The following is a 17,943-nucleotide window of genomic DNA, read 5'->3' as shown; positions in this document are numbered from 1 at the left end:
TTGGATTGAGGTGAGCCACAGGGAGAGTTGTACCAGGCAACACCACTCCCCATGGCTCGCCACCATGGTAGCTTATTGATAGCTATTCTCAATCTCATACTGCCTGACCCACGCGAACCCAGAAGGGCGCCCGTGTCCGAACCACTCCCCATCACCGTCGTCTCCACCGCCGACCCCGTCCTCAGAGACTCCACCACGCTCGCCATCGTCCTCGACGCTCCGGCAGCCGTCGCTCTGAGCTACACGATGGGATCGGAGGCGATCCGCCGCACCATTTCCGACATCAGCGGTGTGCTCGAGGACGAAGAAGTGCGGCTCGAACACATCTGCCTCAACTGCGCCTTGCGCGAGGACGTCATCCCCACTCTGCAACGCCTCGCCGCGCTGGAACGCTGGAGCGCAGCCACCCTGGCCCTGCCGGTCGGAGCCGAGCCGCAGCCGGTTGCCGAGGCCATCGCCGCCGCCGGGACGCAGTTGCGTATCGCCTCCGTTGTCACTGTCGCGGACCTCACGACCCTGGAAGACGACCTGCTCGGTGACGACCTCCTCGCGGATCGCGGATACGAGCTCGCCCCCGGAGACGACCGCGCCGTGGCCGAGGCCCTGGCCCACCAGATCGAGTACGCCGACGTCATCATCACGCCGGACCGCAACGCTCGCGGCCACGACCTGCTGGATCACATCCGCAGCCGGGAGTCGCAGCATTGGAGCGGGCTGCATGGCATCAACGGCACGTGGCTGTTCGGCCAGCATCATGATCCGATGCGCTCAGCCCTGCGCAACGATCCCCGGAATATCGAGCCGGCCCTCGTCGCCAGCGAGCCAGGTGGGCCCACATGGACCCTCGATCTGCATTCGAGCAGGCCGTTCCACCCAGCTCGCCTCATGGCGTCCATCGAGCGGCTCGCCTCCGGCAGAATCCGGTCCCGCGGCCGGTTCTGGCTCCCCACCCGGCCCGACGCCCTCTGCATCTGGGACGGCGCGGGCGGCCAGCTCGCCATCGGCGATGGCGGCACGTGGGTAGGCACCAAGCCCAGTACCCGGCTGGTCATCACCGGCACCGGCAACGAGCGGTCCCGGCTGCGCAACGCCTTCACCGACATCCTGTTGACCCCGGCCGAAATGAGCTCCGGCCTAAGCCGCTGGGCCGGCATCGACGACGGCTTCGATCCATGGCTGGGTGGACAGGCCACGGCTGCCTGATCGCTCCGGGTGAACACCATGCTGGAATTGAGTCGGCTCGACTCAAGTTCTACTTGTCAGACCTGGTCATCCCAGGCATGACGAAGACAAGGAGTCCAGCATGAACACCACTCTCGCACTCCGGCCGTTCGCCGACTTCGACCGCGCCTTCCAGACGCTCTGGGGCACTCCTACCGCAAGCAACGGGTTCGCTCCGGCCGCCGACGTCCAGCGCGACGGCGACAACCTCGTGGCCCGGTTCGACCTTCCCGGGGTAGACCCCGAGCAGGACGTCACCGTCGAGGTTCAGGGCCGCAAGCTGCTCGTCCGCGGTGAGCGCAAGGACAGCCGTGACGAAGAAGCCAACGGCCGTCGCATCCAGGAGGTCCGTTACGGGAGCTTCCGGCGCGCGGTCGCGTTGCCGGTAGCTGCCGACCCGGGCAAGGTGACGGCTTCGTACAACGCCGGCGTCCTGACGGTCACCGTGGCCGACGTGTATGCCGGTACCGCGCCGCACCGGGTCGAGATATCCACGTCGGCCTGACGCCAGTCGAAGCGGCTCGAAGTCGCCCCGGGTGGACGATGTCCATTCCGAGCGACCCGCCGAAACCGGTGGCGTGGTGGCGCTGCCCCCGTGCGCCCCACGCCACCACCTGCGCCATCTCGGAGCGGATTTGACGCCGACGGCCGAGCTGGCTAATGTTCTGTGCTCTTCACGACCGGACCGGTTCCCGGGCCGTCGGAAACGTTCGATCTTCCGCCGAGCCCGAGGAGGTTTGTGCCCGTGTCCGCCGCGTCGCCACCCGATCCGCATGTTCCACATCCGGTGGGACAGCCGTCCGAATATTCGTCCGGCAATGAGACGCTCGCCGCTGAACGCGTCCATATGCAACGTGCCAGGGACGACCTACGGGCCATGCGGGAGCGCACGCTCGCGCTCAACGCTCAGGGCGGGGACGCCGTCTCCACCGAGTATCTGAAGGCATCACTGAACCGGCGCGCCAAGTCTCTGGAAGACGATCCCGCTCTGCCGTTGTTCTTCGGCCGGATTGACCGGTTGCGCCACGATACCGGCGAGTCCGATACGGGCGCCACCACCGGCGACACCGAGGCCGCAACCGAGACATTCCACATCGGCCGCCGCCACGTCATGGACCAGGCCGGCGATCCCGTCGTCATCGACTGGCGCGCGGACGTCTCGCGAGCGTTCTACCAAGCAAGCCGCCGGGATCCACAGGACGTCGTGACGCGACGCCGGTTCGGTTTCGCCGACGGCGAGCTGACCTCGTACGAAGACGAGCATCCACTCGACCCGGACGAACCAGACGTCACCAGCCAGATCCTCACCGCGGAGATCGAGCGGCCACGCGTCGGCCCGATGCGCGACATTGTCGCCACTATTCAGCCGGAACAGGACGACGTCGTCCGGCTGACGCTCGACCATTCGGTATGCGTGCAGGGTGCACCAGGCACCGGAAAGACGGCGGTAGGACTGCATCGCGCGGCATACTTGCTGCACACATACCGCAACCGGCTCGCCCGGCAAGGCGTGCTCGTCATCGGGCCGAACCGAGCGTTCTTGCACTACATCGCCCAGGTGCTGCCTACCCTCGGTGAGGTCGACGTCAGGCAGATGACCATGCCGGAACTGACCGCGACGGTGCCGGTACGGCGCGAGGACGCCTCGGACGCCGCTGTGCTGAAAGGCGACGCCCGGATGGCCGAGGTGGTCCGGCGAGCGATCTGGTCGCACGTCGCCGAGCCGGCTGAGTCGCTCCTCGTGCCCCGCGGCAGCCGCACCTGGCGCGTCCCGGCATATGAGGTCAGCGAGGCGATCGAGGTATTGCGGACCCGCGGCGAGGGCTACGCGACCGGACGCGCACTGCTGTCGCAGCGGCTGGCCCATCGCGTGCTTCTGCGCATCGAAGCCTCAGGCGAGATCACCGACGACCGCGTACAGAACGCCGTCGCGAGATCGCGCCCGGTGAAGGCCTACGTCGACGGCCTGTGGCCAGCGCTGGACGCCGAAAGGGTCGTCATGCGCTTGCTCGGCGACGCGGAGTTCCTGGCCAATGCGGCCGACGGCGTCCTGGACGACACCGAACAGCAGCTCATCCGGTGGGACCGACCGGCCCGCGGGCCCAAGTCCGCACCGTGGAGCCACGCCGACGCCGTCCTGGTCGACGAGGCGCAGAGCGTCATCGAACGGGCCAGCGGCGTGGGGCACGTCGTGCTGGACGAAGCCCAGGATCTGTCGCCGATGGAACTGCGCGCGGTGGGCCGCAGGGCGGCAGGCGGGTCGATGACCGTACTCGGCGATATCGCTCAGGGTACGACGCCGTGGGCCACCCCCGCGTGGCCGGAAGCGCTGGGCCACCTAGGCCAGCAGAACGTGCACCTAGAGGTTCTTCGCAAGGGGTACCGCGTGCCGGCCGCCGTCGTCGAGTTCGCGGCGCGGTTGCTGCCGTCGATCGCACCGGGCGTCGAACCCCCGCAGCCGGTCCGGTCCAATCCGGGTGTGCTCGACATCGTGGAGATCAGCGCGAGTGAGCTCGGCAAGAGCGTGGCGGCCGCCGTGCGCGACGTCACCGCCCGGGTGGGTTCGGCCGGAGTGATCGCCGCCGACGCCACCCTCGCCGACGTCGCACGGTGGCTCACCGACGACGGAATCGCCTTCGGACAGATGGAGGACGACGAAGCGCTGACGCTCGTGCCGGCCAGCCTGGCCAAGGGTCTGGAATACGACCACGTGGTGGTCGTCGAACCGGCCCGGATCGTAGCCGCGGAACTCCACGGACTGCGCCGGCTCTACGTCGTGCTCACCCGCGCGGTGTCAACTCTCACCGTGGTCCACACCGATCCGCTGCCCGCCCCCCTCAGCTGAGCTGAGCCGGTCCCGGCCGAGAACCTCCCCCGAAGACTCCCCCCTTCCCCGTGATCGTGAGCGGATTTCTGCCCCCGTTCCCCGTGAGGGCGCACATGTGCTCATGATCACCGATGCGCGGAGCGCCGGAGTCGGACCACAAGCCGGAGTCCGGTCACAAGCCGCACTCAGCCGCCAACTCGACCGCGGCTTCGAGCAGCGTCGGCCCGGCATCGCTGGTGTACGGCCCGGAGAACAGTCGAGAGCTGCGATAGGCCATCTCGATCTCGTATCCGCCGGCCGCATAGTCCTCGGACCGCAGCGGGATATATCCGGGAACACCTCCGGTATAGCCCATCACCAGCAGGTTCGGCCGGTTCAGACGGCGCCGGAGGTCCAGCGCGAACTCGACGAACGGCTCACCCGGCAACGTCACGATGCCGAAATCGCCCCACCGATGCACCGATATCGGTACCTCGATGCCTCCGGGCGACGGCCGGTCCCGCCAGTATTCGGCCCATTGGATCCACACCTCCATCAGCCCGCGTTCCGGGCCGGTGGCGGCTGCGATATCCCGTCGCCAGCCCGCGACCCATTCGTCGAGCGCGGCGGCATCGGGTGCGGGTGTGACGGGAAGGTAGACCCGCGCGGACCGGGCTTGCACTGACCCGATCGGCACCGGGGCCGCCCCATTCAGCGCACGAGCCGCGGCGTCGCTGACACTCTTGCCGATCCGTTCGGCCTGGGCGAAGCTACGGTTCGGATCGGCTGCCAGGCTGAAACTGTCCGTGGCCAGGTGGCCGGTGTTGAGCTGGCCGCAGCAACCCTGCACGAACACCACGTCACCGCCGGTCCGTTGCTGCAACTGCCGCCGGGCGGTTCCCGGCCAGTCCGCAGTGATGGACAGGTTGTCCGGCCCAAGTGTCACGGGATGACAAGCGTGCGAGAAGAGCGTCGCTATGGGTTCTCCGGAATCATCGGCCCATTGTGCGGCGATCACCAGCGGATCGATCACGCCGGTGCCGCGCCGGTTGTGGGCCACCGTGCGCAGCTCTTCCGCCCCGGCTCGCAGCGTCGCGGGCCGCCGCGACTTCCAGGCCAGCCGTGCCGCGTCGACGATCCCCGCGAAGGCGGTCTGTACGTACTGCTCGTCCCGGGGCCGGCCAAAGCCGACGGCCTTCACCTTGGGCCCCCCGTGGGTATGGCTGACGGTGAGCGCGACGGACTCCGCGGGCACCCCGATGTCGTCGGCGATCCGCCGGCTCAGTTCGGCGGCGTCGGGCGGGTCCAGGCTGATCAGGTCACAGGCGACGATCACCGAGATGCTCGTCCCGGAGGCCACGGTCACCGCCGTCGCGAGCAGCGGATCGTGTACGTCTTGAGCCGGCTGCACTCGTACCGCGAATCCGGCCATGGCCGAACCCACCGACGGGGTGATGTCGACGACGGCGCTACCGACCAATACCCGATCGGCGCCCGCGCTCATAGCCACCGCACCCGGGATCGGAACCGTTCGACGATGCCCGTGTGTTGGTCATCGCCTCCGGGCGCGTTGCCGCTGCGCCAGATTGGCGGGTCGATGCCGCGCCGGACCAGGGCAGCCGTCGCCGACGCGGTCAAGCAGTTCAGCGCGTACGCGTTCACGAAGGTCGAGATCGCCGCCACCGGCTCGTCCACACCGTCGAGCCGCAGCACCGCGTCCCCCACCGGCACCTTGGTGTCGATGTGCACATCGACGAGATCGTGGAGATCCTGCCGGGACGGGTGCCGCGCAGGGTGATCCGGCGCCGTGGACTGGGCATGCACTTTCGAGGACACTCCGATGACGACGGCGCCGACGCGCTTGGCATACAACGCGGCGTCGATCAACGCGGCGTTGATTCCATAAGCGTTGACCAGGACGAGCAGGTCGCCTGCGCCGATGTCGTTGTCCGCTAGCACGACAGTCCCGTATCCGGGGGTGCGCTCCATCGCCATCGATCGCATCGCGCCGCTGGACAGGAGTGTGCCGTCGTCGAGAATCGCACTCATGTGCGCTAGTCCTCCAGCACGGAAGAAGACCTCCTGGGCCGCGAGATTGGAATGCCCGCCTGGTCCGTAGATGTAGACCAGCCGGTCATCGGCGATGTGCCGGGCGATGGTGTCAGCGGCGGCCTCGATGGCCGCGGCTTCCTCGTCCCGGATGGTCGTCAGAATGGCCGAGATCTCGCCGAGGTACCGGTCCATCAGCTCAGGAGTGGCGGGCGCCGGATGATTGCGCGCGGTCTGCGTCTCGGTCATCGCACGAGCTCCCCGTCCGGCGCCGCCGCGACGGCCGCCCAGGTGACGTGCAGCGTCGTGGTCCCTTCGGCCAGATCGGTGGCCAATTCCAGCATCGTCATTCCGTGCCTCTCTACGACAGCGGGCCGGACCGGGCTGCCGGAATCGGACCAGGCGGTCTCCACCTGTGCTGACGGGTCCGGAAGTGGCAGCATGATGGCGGCCCCGGGAATGGCGTTGGGCGCGTGCGCGCTGATCGCCAACCCGCCGCCTGCCTCGTGGCGGACGTCCAGAACGACGTTTCGCCGGAGCCGTTCCCAGGCGTTGAGCTGCGCCGCCGTCCACCAGGGCAGCCCCCGGCGGGTCGCCTCCGCGACGACGTCGCGACACGCGTCCCGAACGAACGAGCGCCGATGCAGGTGCACCGGATGGAAGAGGAAATGGGCGACGCCGTGCTGGGCGACAACCTGGTCGAGGATCACGTTGCGCACCGATTCGTGTGTTGTCCAGGCCAAGTCCTGGGCATGCATCGGAAGCATCAAGACGTCAAGGCGGCGCGTACCGGACATCGGCTTGGCCAGATGCGCCGTGCCGAACGGGAAACCGACATTGCCGCGTTTGCTCGGCCCGCGGGTCTCGTCGATCTCGATGCCCAGCCGCACACACCAGCGGTAGAACTCGTCCCAGCCTTCCCAGCGGGTGTAGTGGTTCTTATTGGAGACGATCTCCTCGTGTCCGGTCATCGCCTGCGCCCACGCGTGCTGAGCGCGTAGTTGTGCCCAGCCCCACGAGGCGATGTCCGCGTCACCTACAGCATTGAAATGAAGGGCGTGCTCATGTCCGGCCGCACCGATCCGCTCGACCGTCGCGGTGTCGTAGCCGCCCGGATAGACGTGGCACCAGGTGGTCCGGACGCCGATCTCGTCGAAGAGATCCAGTGACGTCGCGGCGTCTTCGATCGAGTTGCGGTCGGAGTCGACGGACAGGTGAGCCACCGCCGGGACTCCGGCGGGCCAGTAGTACAACCAGGGCAACACCACCCCGCAGTGCCGGGCGGCGCCAAGCAGAAGCTGCAGGAAGGCGCCGCGCCAGAGGTCGGCGTGCGGGCGGTGGAAGATCGGCACCGGGTCAAGACCGGCGCGCCCTTCCGCGCGCCGGACAGCGGACTGCGGCGGCACCTCCCGGTCGGTCTCGTAGGACAGCACGATCCCGTCATCACATTTCAGCGAGCCGTCGTCGACGGCAGCACTGCCGTCGGCGGCGGGCACACCGTCGGTATACACGGGATCGCCTTGCTGGATCCGGACGATGCTCTGCCAGATGTCCACGCCGGAGAAGATCGCCACACCGAGGCCCAGATGAACCAGAACGATCGCCGGCGTTTTGTCATGCGCCCAACTGGCCAGCACAACCGCGTCGGTCCCGACGGCCAGCTTGTTTCCACCCTGGGCTCGCAGCGGCACGTCCACGCCGTCCAGCCAGCCGTCAGCGCCGTCGATCAGCACGTACCCGTCGGCGACAGGATCCACCTCGGCGACACCGAACGCCGCACCCAGTGAGCCGGCGCCGGTGCACAGGAGCGCACCGCCACCCTCGACCCACGCGCGGACGGCCGCGGCCTGATCGTCGGGCAGCGACGGTGCCTCCGGGAAAAGCAGCACGCCGGGTCCGTCCAGACCGAGATCGCCGATGGCCGGCACCACGTCGTACGGCACACGTACGTGGTCGAGAACCTCCGCGCAGTACGTCCACCAGGGTGCTTGCCCCTCGGCGTGGCCCTCGCGAGCTGACACCTCATCCAGCACGACGCTGAGATGCGGGTACTCCTTCATCACTTCACTCCCTCGCGCCAGGCGACGCATCGCGCGCGAAATGGCCTGGGGCCACTTCACGCAGCTCCCCATCAAGGCCGTTTTCCGGCTGCCACGTGCTGCGTGGCAATGGAGGCGGATCACTGGTCACCGGCAGAATGGCCGCCAGCAGTTGTTGTGTGTACGGGTGCTGTGGCCGGTCGAACAGGACTTCGGCCGGGGCGATCTCGACCACTCGGCCCAGGCACATCACGGCGACCCGATCGGCGAATCGCTCGACCACGGCCAGGTTGTGGGAGATGAACACGACGGTCAGCCCGAGCCGGTTGCGCAGCTCTTCCAGCAGGGCCAGCACCTGCGCCTGAATCGAGACGTCGAGGGACGACGTCGGTTCGTCACACATCAGCAGCCGCGGTTCCAGGGCGAGTGCCCGGGCGATGGCCACCCGCTGCTGCTGACCACCGGAGAACTGGCGCGGATAGTGGTCGGCGAAGCGCGGGTTCACCCCCACTAGTTCAAGCAGTTCGATCGCCTGCTCCCGGCGAGACTTCTTGTCACCGCGCTTGTGCAGCCGCAGCGGCTCGGCCACGTTCGCCACCGCGCTGTAGTGCGGCAGCAATGAACCGAAGGGGTTCTGGAACACCATCTGCATCTGGGCACGGAGCCGGCGCAACGACGCGCCCCGCATCGTCGACAGGTCGACGCCGTCGAATCGCACCGTGCCGGAAGTCGGCGGGAGCAGGCCCATCAGCAGCCTGGCCATCGTGGATTTGCCACTTCCGCTCTCGCCGACCAGACCCAAGGTCTCTCCCGGCTGCACAGCCAACGACACATCCCGCACGGCGTGCACGTCGCCGGCACGAGTCGCGAACACCTTGTCGACGCTTTCGGCGGCCACCACCGGCGTGACGCCGGCGTCGCCGCCCACCGTCGTGGACCGGGTGTCGCCCACGGCCGCGTTCTGGGTCACGTCAACCACGCTCCACCGCCTTCCAGCAGGCCACCACTCGCGAGGTGGTGGTCGTCGTGTCGGGTCTCGCGGCAACGTCCCGTCCGCCCGCGGGTACCGGGGTGGGCAGCGGCAGGAGCGGCTGCTCGTTCTTCCGGCAGCTCTCCTCGGCCTGGTCACAGCGGGGATGGAAGACACAACCAGACGGCCGATAGGCCAGATCCGGCGGCGCTCCCGGAATCGGTGTCAGCGCACGATGCCGGCCGCCGACCTCCACCGTCGAACGGAGCAAACCGGCGGAGTAGGGATGCGCCGGTTCGGCGAGCAGCGAGCGGACCGAGGCCTGCTCCACGACCCGCCCGCCGTACATCACGATGGCCTCGTCGCAGAAATACCGCGCGACACCCAGATCGTGGGTGATCATGATGACGCCGGTGCCGCGCTCCTTGAGGGTGGCGAGTAGGTCGAGGATCTGCCGCTGGACCGTGACGTCCACGGCTGTGGTCGGCTCGTCGGCGATCAACAGTTTCGGCCGGGCCACCATCGCCATCGCGATCATGGCGCGTTGCCGCATGCCGCCGGACAGTTGGAACGGGTAGGTGCGGATCCGCTTCTCCGGCTCCGGGATGCCGACGTCGCCAAGCGTCTCGATGGCTCTGCGTTTGGCTTCAGCCTGGTCGCAGATGCCGTGCCAGCGCAGGTGTTCGGTGAGCTGCCGCTCCAGAGTCAAGGTGGGGTTGAGCGCCTCCATCGCGTTCTGGAAGACCATGCCGATCTCCCGTCCGCGCACCTGCCGCATCTGGCGTTCGGACAACGCGAGCACGTCCCTGCCGTTGAGCTTGGCCGTGCCACCCACGATCCGGCCCGTCTTCGGCAGCACCCGCATCACGCTGCGCATGGTCACGCTCTTACCGCTGCCGCTCTCCCCGACGATCGCCAGCGCCTGTCCTTGCTCGACCGTCAAGCTGACACCGTCGACCACGCGCAACTCGCGGTCTTTGAGCGCGAAATCGGTTCGCAGGTCGCGTACCTCCAGCAGCGGCTCGCTCATCGGCTCTCCCCACTGGCGTCGAAGGCGTCCCGGACTCCGTCGCCCACCCAGGTGAACGCCAGCAGTGTGAGGGCGAACAGGGTGGCCGGCAGGAACAGCATGTGCGGCGCCGCCAGGATGTAGCCGATGCCTTCGGAGATCATCGACCCCCACGACGGCGTGGGTGGCTGTACACCGAGTCCGAGCAGCGCCAGGCCCGCTTCCGCACTGATCGCCGCCGGGATCGCGAAGCTGGTGGTCACCAGCAGCGGTCCAACCGCGTTCGGCAGGATGTAGCGCAACGAGATGGTGGTTCCGGAGGCGCCCATCGACCGGGCCGCCTCCACGTATTCTCGTTCCTTCACACTCAGCACTTGCGCTCGTACCAGCCGGGCCTGGGTAACCCAGGACGAGATCCCGATCGCCAGCATCACCGCCCAGAGGCTGCGCCCCATGACCGTGACCAGGACAATCGCGAACAGGTAGCTGGGGAAGGCATACATGACGTCGGTGATGCCCATCAGGCCCTGATCGACGCGCCCACCGATGTAGCCGGCCGACAGACCGATGATGATCGCGACCAGCAACGACGCCAGCTCCGCGCCGAACGCCACGAACAGCGCCGTGCGCAAGCCGTAGATCAGCCGGCTGAAGATGTCCCGCCCGAGCAAGTCGGTACCCAGGAGATGGCCTTCGGTGCCGAGCGGCGCCAGCCGGGCCTCGGGGTTGGTCTCCGTGAAGTGATACGGCGCGATCCACGGCGCGGCGATGGCCGTCACCACCAGGATTCCACAGAAGATCAAACTGATGAACGCGAGGCGGTTCGCCCGGAACCGGCCCCACGCACGCGACCAGTGGCTCCTGGCTTTCTCGATTTCTACGCCGTCTGGCTGACCGATCGCTTCTGCTGCGAGCGCCACCGGCTAACACCCCCAGCCGCTCTGATTCGGGGATCGAGGTACCCGTACACGAGGTCCACGATCAGGTTCATGGTCATCAAGATCAGCGCGAAGAACAGCGCAGTGCCCATCAGCAGGGGCATGTCCCGGCTCGCCGCGGCCTGGGCGAAGTACAACCCCAGGCCCGGAATACGGAACAGAGCTTCGACGAACACCGTGCCGGTCATCAGCGACGCCAGCAGCGGGCCGAGCACCGTCACGATGGGGATCAGCGAGTTCCGCAGTGCGTGCCGGGTGATCACCGTGGCGTGCCGGCCACCTTTGGCCAGCGCCGCCACAACGTACTCTTCGCGCAGTGTTTCGAGCATGCTGGAACGCACGTACCTGGCCAGGACCGCTGTGGGCCCGAGAACCAGCGCCAGCACCGGCATGATCATGTATTGCGGACCGTCCCATCCGCTCGATGGCAAGACACCGAGCGTCAGGGTGAAGAACAGGACCAGGATCACGCCGGTCAGGTAATTGGGCAGTGCGGTACCGAGCGTGATCAAGAACATCGCACTGTGGTCGGCCTTCGAGTTCTGTCGCACTGCCGCGTAGACACCGATCGGGATGGCGATCATCAACGAGAGGACAACCGCGATGATGGCGATGGTGGCCGAGATCGGGAAGCCTTGGGCGATGATGTCCTGCACGTCCTGCGTCGGATATTTGTACGACGGGCCGAAGTCCCAGGTGACAGCGCCTTTCATGAAGATCAGATATTGCTGCCAGGCAGGGATGTCGTCGCCGTAACGCGAGGCGAAGGCGTGCACCATGTCCTCGGTACCGGCGCCCCCGAACTGCGCGGCGCCGGCGCTGATCCGCTGGATGTCAGCGAAGCTTCCCGGCGCCATCTGCAGCAAGGTGAACGTGATCATGGAGACCGCCACCAGGGAGAGCACCATACGTGCGACGCGCTTACCCAAATACGTCGCGAAACCCATCAGGCACCCTCCCCGGAGTGGTGTCGTGCACTAGTGATCATGATTCGGCAGGCCTGTTAGTCGTCAGCGACGATGTGGATGCCCTTGAAGTAGTAGGCATCTGAAGAAGGCCGCAGGTTCAGCCCCTGGATCGTCGGCCGGATCGCGAAGTAGCGGTCTTTCCACAGCACCGGGATGATCAAATGCTGTTCTTCGCGCAGCTTGGCCGCTTCCTTGAACAATTCTTCCTGCCGGGCCTCGTCCAGCTCGGACATCGCTTCGTCGACGAGAGCGGCCAGTTCGTGTGCCTCCGGGCTCGCGTACTCGTCCAGTAGCTCGTTCAGCTGCTCGTTGCGCTCACCGGTCGACAGGTCGGTGTCAGCCTGGATCTCCTGATACTCGGTCCACTGCTCGGCCGGCAGACTGAACTCCTTGATGTCCTGCGGCGACCACAGCGAGCTGACCATCGTGGGCCAGTTCGGCGTGCCGGCGAAGGAACCGTAGTAGAAGCCCACGTAGTCGTCGTCCTGGACCGCCCACCTGCGTTCCACCAGGACACCGGCCTCAACCGTGTCCGCCTTCGCGGAAATGCCCAGGTTGCGCCGCCACGAGTCGACGATCGCCTCGACGTCCACGTTGGAGGTGCCGGCCAGCAGGTTGATCTCGGGGAAGCCCTCGCCGTCCGGGTATCCGGCCTCCTCGAGCAGCCGTCGGGATTCTTCGAGGTCGTCGTCGACCTCGATACCCGCCTCGTAACCCGGCACCGAACCGAGGACCAGCGAACGTCCCGGCTGCCCGTCCGGCGTCACCTCGGCGACGTAGTCGCGGTCGATGCCCAGCGCCAGCGCCCGGCGGATGTCTCTGTCTTCGAGCAGCGGGTTCTCGCTGCGCAGCGTCGCCAGGTAGACGTAGGAGGCGGCTTCGGAGACGCGCAGGTGCTCGGCCAGCTCAGGATCGTTCTCCATCCGGATGATGTCCGCGTTGGCCAGTGCGACGATGTCGACCTCGCCGTTCTCGTACGGCACGGTCGCCGCCCCGGCCGTTCCGGCCTCCAGCAACGCGATCTCGATGCGGTCCAGATGGACGTTCTCGGGATCCCAGTAATGCTCGTTCGGGACGAGGGTCATGCTCGAGTTCGTGACCCACCGGTCGATGGCGAACGGGCCGTTGCTGACGATGTGCTCGGCCTCCTGCCAGTCCTGTGGATGCTCCTCCACCGTGTCCATGTGCAGCGGCAGCAAGGACGGGTGGGTCAACGACATCAGGAATCCGGGGGTGGGCGAGTCCAGCTCGATCTCGAGCACCAGGTCGTCTACGGCCCGGACTCCGACGTCGGAGAAGTCCTCACTGCTGCCGTCGAGAAGGTCGGTAGCGCCTTTGATGTTGGTCGCCGTCTGGTAAGAGTTGGCGCCGGATGTGCTGCCCCCCGTCTCTCCCGCCTCGGGGGTGAACAGCCGCTCGTAGGTCCGCTCGAAGTCGGACGCGGTGACCGGGTCGCCGTTCGACCACGCGGCGTTGTCACGGATCTGGAAGGTATAGACCAGCCCGTCGTCGGAGACCTCCCAGCTCTCGGCCATTCCTGGCTCGACGTCGGTGCCGTCCTCGTTCTGGACGACGAGCCCTTCGAAGATGCCGCGCGCCGACAGCCACATGCCTCCGGTGACCACCTGCGGGTCAATGATGGGGAGGTTGCTGCTGGAGAGCTTCAGCACCTGTTCGGGCGCGTCGTCACTGCCCGGCTCCGATACGTTCGCGTCGTCGCCGTTGTCGAACAGGCCACACGCTGATACGGCCAGCGCGGTGGCAGCCAAGACCGCCAGAACGCGAAGCCTCGCGGTACCTCGCCGACGCGGCATCGTTGTGCCGTCCATGTCTTCTCCTTCTCGATTCGGTCATGAGCGCGCACGCGTCGTGCGGTCGCGCTCAGTTCGCGTTCGTCTGCAGATCTGTGTGCGCCAGAACTTTCTCGAGTGCTGCGGCGATGTCTTCGATGTCGCGGCGAGCACCCAGCAGCGTCTGCGGTGACAGCCACATGGCCTCGGCTATTACTTGTTCGGTCATCGGGAGTTCGGGTGTCGGCCGGGGCTGGCCCAGCCGCTCGGTGATCACGCCGATCTCCGCGTTGACCGCGGCGTTTCGGTGTAGCCCGACGTAACCTCCGGACAGCGGTACTCCCTCTGCCGCCACCGCTCGGACGAAGGCGCGCTTGTTCTCGCCGCCGCCCAGACCGGGAACCCGGAACATGAACAGGTTGCGGCCGTGCGCGGTGACGCGTTCGTCCTCGGCCGGGATGGTGATGCCATCTATCTCGGTGATGAGCCCGGCCAGCTGGGCGGCGTTGGTGTGCCGCAGCCTGGCCTGTTCGGGATGACGCCGCAACTGCTCCCGGAGAATGGCGCCTTGGAACTCGGTCATGCGCAGGTTGAAACCCACGTGCTCGTGCTGGTACCAGGCACCGCCGGGGATCCGCCCGACGTTGGCCTGTGCATACAGTCGCTCCGCGATCTCCGGCGAGTTGGTGACGAGTGCTCCGCCCTCGCCGGCGGTCATGTTCTTGCTGGTCTGAAAGCTGAACATGCCCGCATCACCAAGCGCGCCGACCCTGCGGCCGCGCCACTCGGCGCCATGAGCCTGGGCGGCGTCTTCGACGATCGCTATGCCGTGCCGCTCACTGATGTCGGTGAGCGCGTCCATGTCACATGGCTGCCCGGCCAGGTGCACCGGCATCACCGCCGCGGTACGCTCGGTGATCGCCGCCTCGACGGCCTTCGGGTCGAGCAGATGTGTCGCCGGGTCGATGTCGGCGAAAACCGGCACCGCCCCGATCATCAGAGCCGATGTCGCACTCCCGATGAACGTGTAGGCGGGCATGATGACCTCGTCGCCGAGGCCGACACCGAGCGCCCGCAGCGCCGCGGTGAGGCCGAGGGTGCCGTTGCAGACCGCCACGCCATGGGCCGCCTCCTGGTAGCCGGCGAACTCCCGCTCGAAGGTGCGGACCACGTCCCCGTGAGTGCTGCCCCACTGGCCCGACTCCAGGACGGCCGCCACCGCTTTCGCTTCGTCGTCACCGGACTGAGGCCACCGCGGGAACGGCGCTGTACGAACCGGTTCACCGCCGTTGACCGCCAGCTCGGCCGCGGTGTTCATCGTGGACCACCGTTCTCGCCATCGGCCGAGATCACCCGGGCCACCTGGTCGATGGCCTGCAGGTGATGGGCGCGGAAGTCCGCGACCGTCGGCTTCCACGTGGTCTGCAGAAAGCCGAGCACACGGCTCGGGTCGAGCCGGTGACGGCAGAATTCGACGGTCGCCTCGAAGCTCTTGGCCTGGCGGTAGTTGCTGGCGGTCGGGATCTGCTCGAAACCTTGGTCGTCGAGATCGAGGTAAGTGAGGTAACGCCAGTCACGCACCTCTACCTCCATCTTCCGTGGCCGATCGGCCTCGTTCTCGTCGGTGAAGTTCAGGTCGTAGTGCCAGTTGCTCTGCACCGTCGACCGAGACATGCGCCAATAGAAGTCCTGCGGGTGCCGCCACGCGTAGTCCGACCACACCCAGGGGCGCGAACCGGACCGGGTCACGACGTCCTCGAAGAATGCGAGGTCTTCCCACCACAACTCGTGCTGGCGGACCACCACGAAGCGAGACCGAGGCTGGTTGACGGCCGTCTCCTCATCCATACCGATATGGAAGAAGCGCGGCGTGCCGAACAGCTCGCTGACCTCTTCGATCAGGTCCTGGCACACCTGGTAGTACGCGGGTGTGGAGACCTGGCGGTGATAGATCCCCAGCCAGGCGTCGTGGCTGGTGCTGAAGTTCAGCTTCGGCACCGGCTCCAAACCCAGCTCACGCAGCCGGGCCAGCTCCTCCTCGAGGCGTCCGATCGTCCAGGCGTCCTTCAGGGCGATCTCCGGATGCGAGCGATATTGCACCGCATCTCCCAGGTCCAAGACGGCCATGTTCAGCCCGGAGTCGGCCATGTGCTGTGTGAGCTCGATCCACAACGCATCGTCGAACTGCATGGTGTCCCGGTAGGCACTGACCCGGCGCGGCTCCGGCGTATCGCTCCAGAAGTTGTAACTGATGTGGATCAGGTTCGCCCAGATGGTCATCGGCGTTCATCCGCTTCTGCTCGGTGGTGTCAGAACATCGTGCTCGGAGTGGATGGCTCAGGGCTTCGCTCTCCGGACCCTTCGCAGCCGCCTGTTGGTGCCGGCGCTGTGTGCTGCCCAGTTGAGCTGGGCCACGCCCAGCAGGCGGGTGCCGCTGGTGGGGGTCGGCTGATTGTCGCGGTCGGCGTAGATGGCGAAGCAGTGGTCGGCGATGGCGTTGTCCCATGCCGCCAGCGCCATCCAACGCGCGGCACCAAGCGGGTTGGCCCGGGTAGCGCCGGTGCCGTTCACCACGTAGCGGACGTTGGCCAGCCCGTCGTCGTCGATGACCGCGAGATTCTCGGTGAACGTGGCAGCCAGCTTGACCATGTCTGCCTGACTGAACCCGAATCCGAGCCGGTAAGCCAAGACCGCGAAGTCCGCGCCGATCGCGCCGTGACTGAAGTCTTCGAAGTTCTTGTATCCGTTGGCTTCCGCGTACTGCGGCTTGTGGATGGAGATGTCGGTCTCCGCCGAGCCGGTCTTGCCGTAGCCGTTCCACGCCGCTGAGTAGGTCGGGAAGTAGTACCAGATCAGTGTCGCAATGCCGTCCGCGTTGTGCTCGAGCAGTTCGTCGCGGAACATGGTCGCCAACGCCGTGGCCCGCGCGATATGCCCTGGGTCACCGGTGGCCGCGGCCAGTTCCAGAACGGTCCGCCCGAGCGCGAGGATCTGGTTCATCGGCTGTGCCTGGCCGTCGAAGCCGGTGTGCACGCCCTTCTCCCAGAAGTAGTAGCCGCCGCCGTTGTCGGTCTCGCGCCATTCGTCGTCGTGAACGGCGACGGCCGCCTCGACCGCAGCGAGGTACTCGTCAGCCTTCGCCTGGTAATAGGGATCGTTGGCGAGCTGTGGGTCGGTCTTGACGATCCGCGCGAAGCTGGCGAGCGGATAGGTGATCATCCCGGTGTGAACGGCGATGATGAACGGCTCCGCGAACATCGGGACGTTGCCGGCCGCCGGCCTGGTGCCCAGGTTCTGGTCATGGCCGGTACAGAGGATCGAGCCGGGGTAGGCGTCGTAGATCCGGCGCACCGCGTAGTCCGGACTCGACGGGTCCATGGTCAGGTTCTCGAACGTGTCGGTGAAGTCGAACCGCTCATTGCGCACCACCAGGCTGAACGTGTCGCCCTCGCCATGAATCACTTCGACGTGTGCGCTGTCGGCGTTGTTGCGGCCGCTGCGGATCTCGAGCGTGACGTTGCCGTTGGAGTCGGGAAGCGCGCAGATCCCGAGGGTGTAGGGATGCCTCGTCCGCCACGCCGGCAGCGACAGGCCGCGGTAATCGGTGACGCCGCGTTCACTGTCCCGGTGGGTGAGCACGATGTCGACGTTGTCGATCAGGCGGTCCAGGTAGTACGTGTCCCCGTGCGCCACGTACATCTTGACGAACGCATCCAGCGCGTACGCCTGCTGCCAGGCCAGGCCGCCGGCTTCATTGTTGTTGTCCGGCCCGATGCCGTGCTCTTGATACGCGGCGTCGAACAGATCGAAGACTTCCCGCGAGGTGTAATCGAGTTCGCTCGCGGAGGCGACCCGGGCGTTCGAGAGTCCAAACGCGCCCGCCGCGACTCCACCGGCAGCGACCAAGCCGGCATTGCGGAGAAAGCCGCGCCGGGTGAATCCGGAATGTACGTGGGAGTTTTCACCTGGCAAACGAGCTGGTGTCGCCATCTGTACTCCTTTGTTCGGGTCCTGGACTCCCCTTGTTGGATGCAGCGAGTCTTGTCTGTAACTCTTTGCATGTCAACTGTTATCGCGTAACGAACAAGTAACTCCACGAAGTCGCCACACCTGCCTCGCTGGCGATAATCGTGGGCACCCTCACCTGCCGGGG

Annotated in this window: 14 protein-coding genes; 3 read left to right on the top strand and 11 right to left on the bottom strand. The window is 66.8% G+C overall.

All coding sequences use genetic code 11. The features are described 5' to 3' along the window. Nucleotides 1–132 precede the first annotated feature (132 nt). The 3 genes from F7O44_RS31865 (at nucleotide 133) to F7O44_RS14300 (ending at nucleotide 4,066) form a co-directional block, all read left to right on the top strand. Nucleotides 133–1,203 carry a GTP-binding protein gene (locus F7O44_RS31865; RefSeq protein ID WP_162450914.1) on the top strand — a complete coding sequence of 357 codons (1,071 nt, stop codon included), beginning with the start codon at nucleotides 133–135 and terminating at the stop codon, nucleotides 1,201–1,203. Between the two features lie 100 nt (nucleotides 1,204–1,303). Further along, entirely contained in the window at nucleotides 1,304–1,726 is a 423-nt protein-coding gene (locus tag F7O44_RS14305) for an Hsp20/alpha crystallin family protein (protein ID WP_162450913.1), read from the top strand. Between the two features lie 342 nt (nucleotides 1,727–2,068). Continuing rightward, nucleotides 2,069–4,066 carry a HelD family protein gene (locus tag F7O44_RS14300; RefSeq protein ID WP_187361365.1) on the top strand — a complete coding sequence of 666 codons (1,998 nt, stop codon included), beginning with the start codon at nucleotides 2,069–2,071 and terminating at the stop codon, nucleotides 4,064–4,066. 154 nt (nucleotides 4,067–4,220) lie between these two features. Here F7O44_RS14300 and F7O44_RS14295 read toward each other — a convergent pair whose 3' ends face one another. From F7O44_RS14295 to F7O44_RS14245, 11 genes are read right to left on the bottom strand one after another with little or no spacing between them, the layout of a single operon-like run. Beyond that, on the bottom strand, nucleotides 4,221–5,531 hold the full coding sequence (locus tag F7O44_RS14295) for a hypothetical protein (RefSeq protein ID WP_162450911.1): 1,311 nt from the start codon (nucleotides 5,529–5,531) through the stop codon (nucleotides 4,221–4,223). Then, the gene (locus tag F7O44_RS14290; protein ID WP_162450910.1) at nucleotides 5,528–6,325 is read right to left on the bottom strand and encodes a sugar isomerase domain-containing protein; all 798 of its coding nucleotides are present in this window, start codon (nucleotides 6,323–6,325) and stop codon (nucleotides 5,528–5,530) included. The genes F7O44_RS14295 and F7O44_RS14290 overlap by 4 nt, the downstream gene beginning before the upstream one ends. Continuing rightward, on the bottom strand, nucleotides 6,322–8,136 hold the full coding sequence (locus F7O44_RS14285) for a hypothetical protein (RefSeq protein WP_162450909.1): 1,815 nt from the start codon (nucleotides 8,134–8,136) through the stop codon (nucleotides 6,322–6,324). Before F7O44_RS14285 ends, F7O44_RS14290 begins: the two co-directional genes overlap by 4 nt. Before the next feature lie 4 nt (nucleotides 8,137–8,140). Next, nucleotides 8,141–9,085, bottom strand: coding sequence for an ATP-binding cassette domain-containing protein (locus F7O44_RS14280; RefSeq protein ID WP_222851358.1), 945 nt, complete (start codon nucleotides 9,083–9,085; stop codon nucleotides 8,141–8,143). A 1-nt stretch (nucleotide 9,086) separates the two neighbouring features. Next, the gene (locus F7O44_RS14275) at nucleotides 9,087–10,115 is read right to left on the bottom strand and encodes an ABC transporter ATP-binding protein (protein WP_162450908.1); all 1,029 of its coding nucleotides are present in this window, start codon (nucleotides 10,113–10,115) and stop codon (nucleotides 9,087–9,089) included. Further along, the gene (locus F7O44_RS31860) at nucleotides 10,112–11,014 is read right to left on the bottom strand and encodes an ABC transporter permease subunit (RefSeq protein ID WP_174255926.1); all 903 of its coding nucleotides are present in this window, start codon (nucleotides 11,012–11,014) and stop codon (nucleotides 10,112–10,114) included. The genes F7O44_RS14275 and F7O44_RS31860 overlap by 4 nt, the downstream gene beginning before the upstream one ends. After that, the gene (locus F7O44_RS14265) at nucleotides 10,972–11,979 is read right to left on the bottom strand and encodes an ABC transporter permease (RefSeq protein ID WP_162450907.1); all 1,008 of its coding nucleotides are present in this window, start codon (nucleotides 11,977–11,979) and stop codon (nucleotides 10,972–10,974) included. Before F7O44_RS14265 ends, F7O44_RS31860 begins: the two co-directional genes overlap by 43 nt. Before the next feature lie 56 nt (nucleotides 11,980–12,035). Then, complete coding sequence (locus F7O44_RS14260) at nucleotides 12,036–13,829, bottom strand: peptide ABC transporter substrate-binding protein (protein ID WP_162450906.1); 1,794 nt, start codon at nucleotides 13,827–13,829, stop codon at nucleotides 12,036–12,038. A gap of 52 nt (nucleotides 13,830–13,881) precedes the next feature. After that, entirely contained in the window at nucleotides 13,882–15,108 is a 1,227-nt protein-coding gene (locus F7O44_RS14255; RefSeq protein ID WP_162450905.1) for a DegT/DnrJ/EryC1/StrS family aminotransferase, read from the bottom strand. Further along, the gene (locus F7O44_RS14250; protein ID WP_162450904.1) at nucleotides 15,105–16,070 is read right to left on the bottom strand and encodes a family 20 glycosylhydrolase; all 966 of its coding nucleotides are present in this window, start codon (nucleotides 16,068–16,070) and stop codon (nucleotides 15,105–15,107) included. Before F7O44_RS14250 ends, F7O44_RS14255 begins: the two co-directional genes overlap by 4 nt. Nucleotides 16,071–16,127: 57 nt before the next feature. Next, nucleotides 16,128–17,780 (bottom strand): hypothetical protein, encoded by a 1,653-nt coding sequence (locus tag F7O44_RS14245; RefSeq protein WP_162450903.1) that lies wholly within the window; start codon nucleotides 17,778–17,780, stop codon nucleotides 16,128–16,130. Nucleotides 17,781–17,943: the final 163 nt, after the last annotated feature.

Origin of the sequence: Phytoactinopolyspora mesophila (assembly GCF_010122465.1) — a bacterium.
GTDB lineage: Bacteria > Actinomycetota > Actinomycetes > Jiangellales > Jiangellaceae > Phytoactinopolyspora > Phytoactinopolyspora mesophila.
This window is presented reverse-complemented; position numbering and strand designations above follow the sequence as displayed.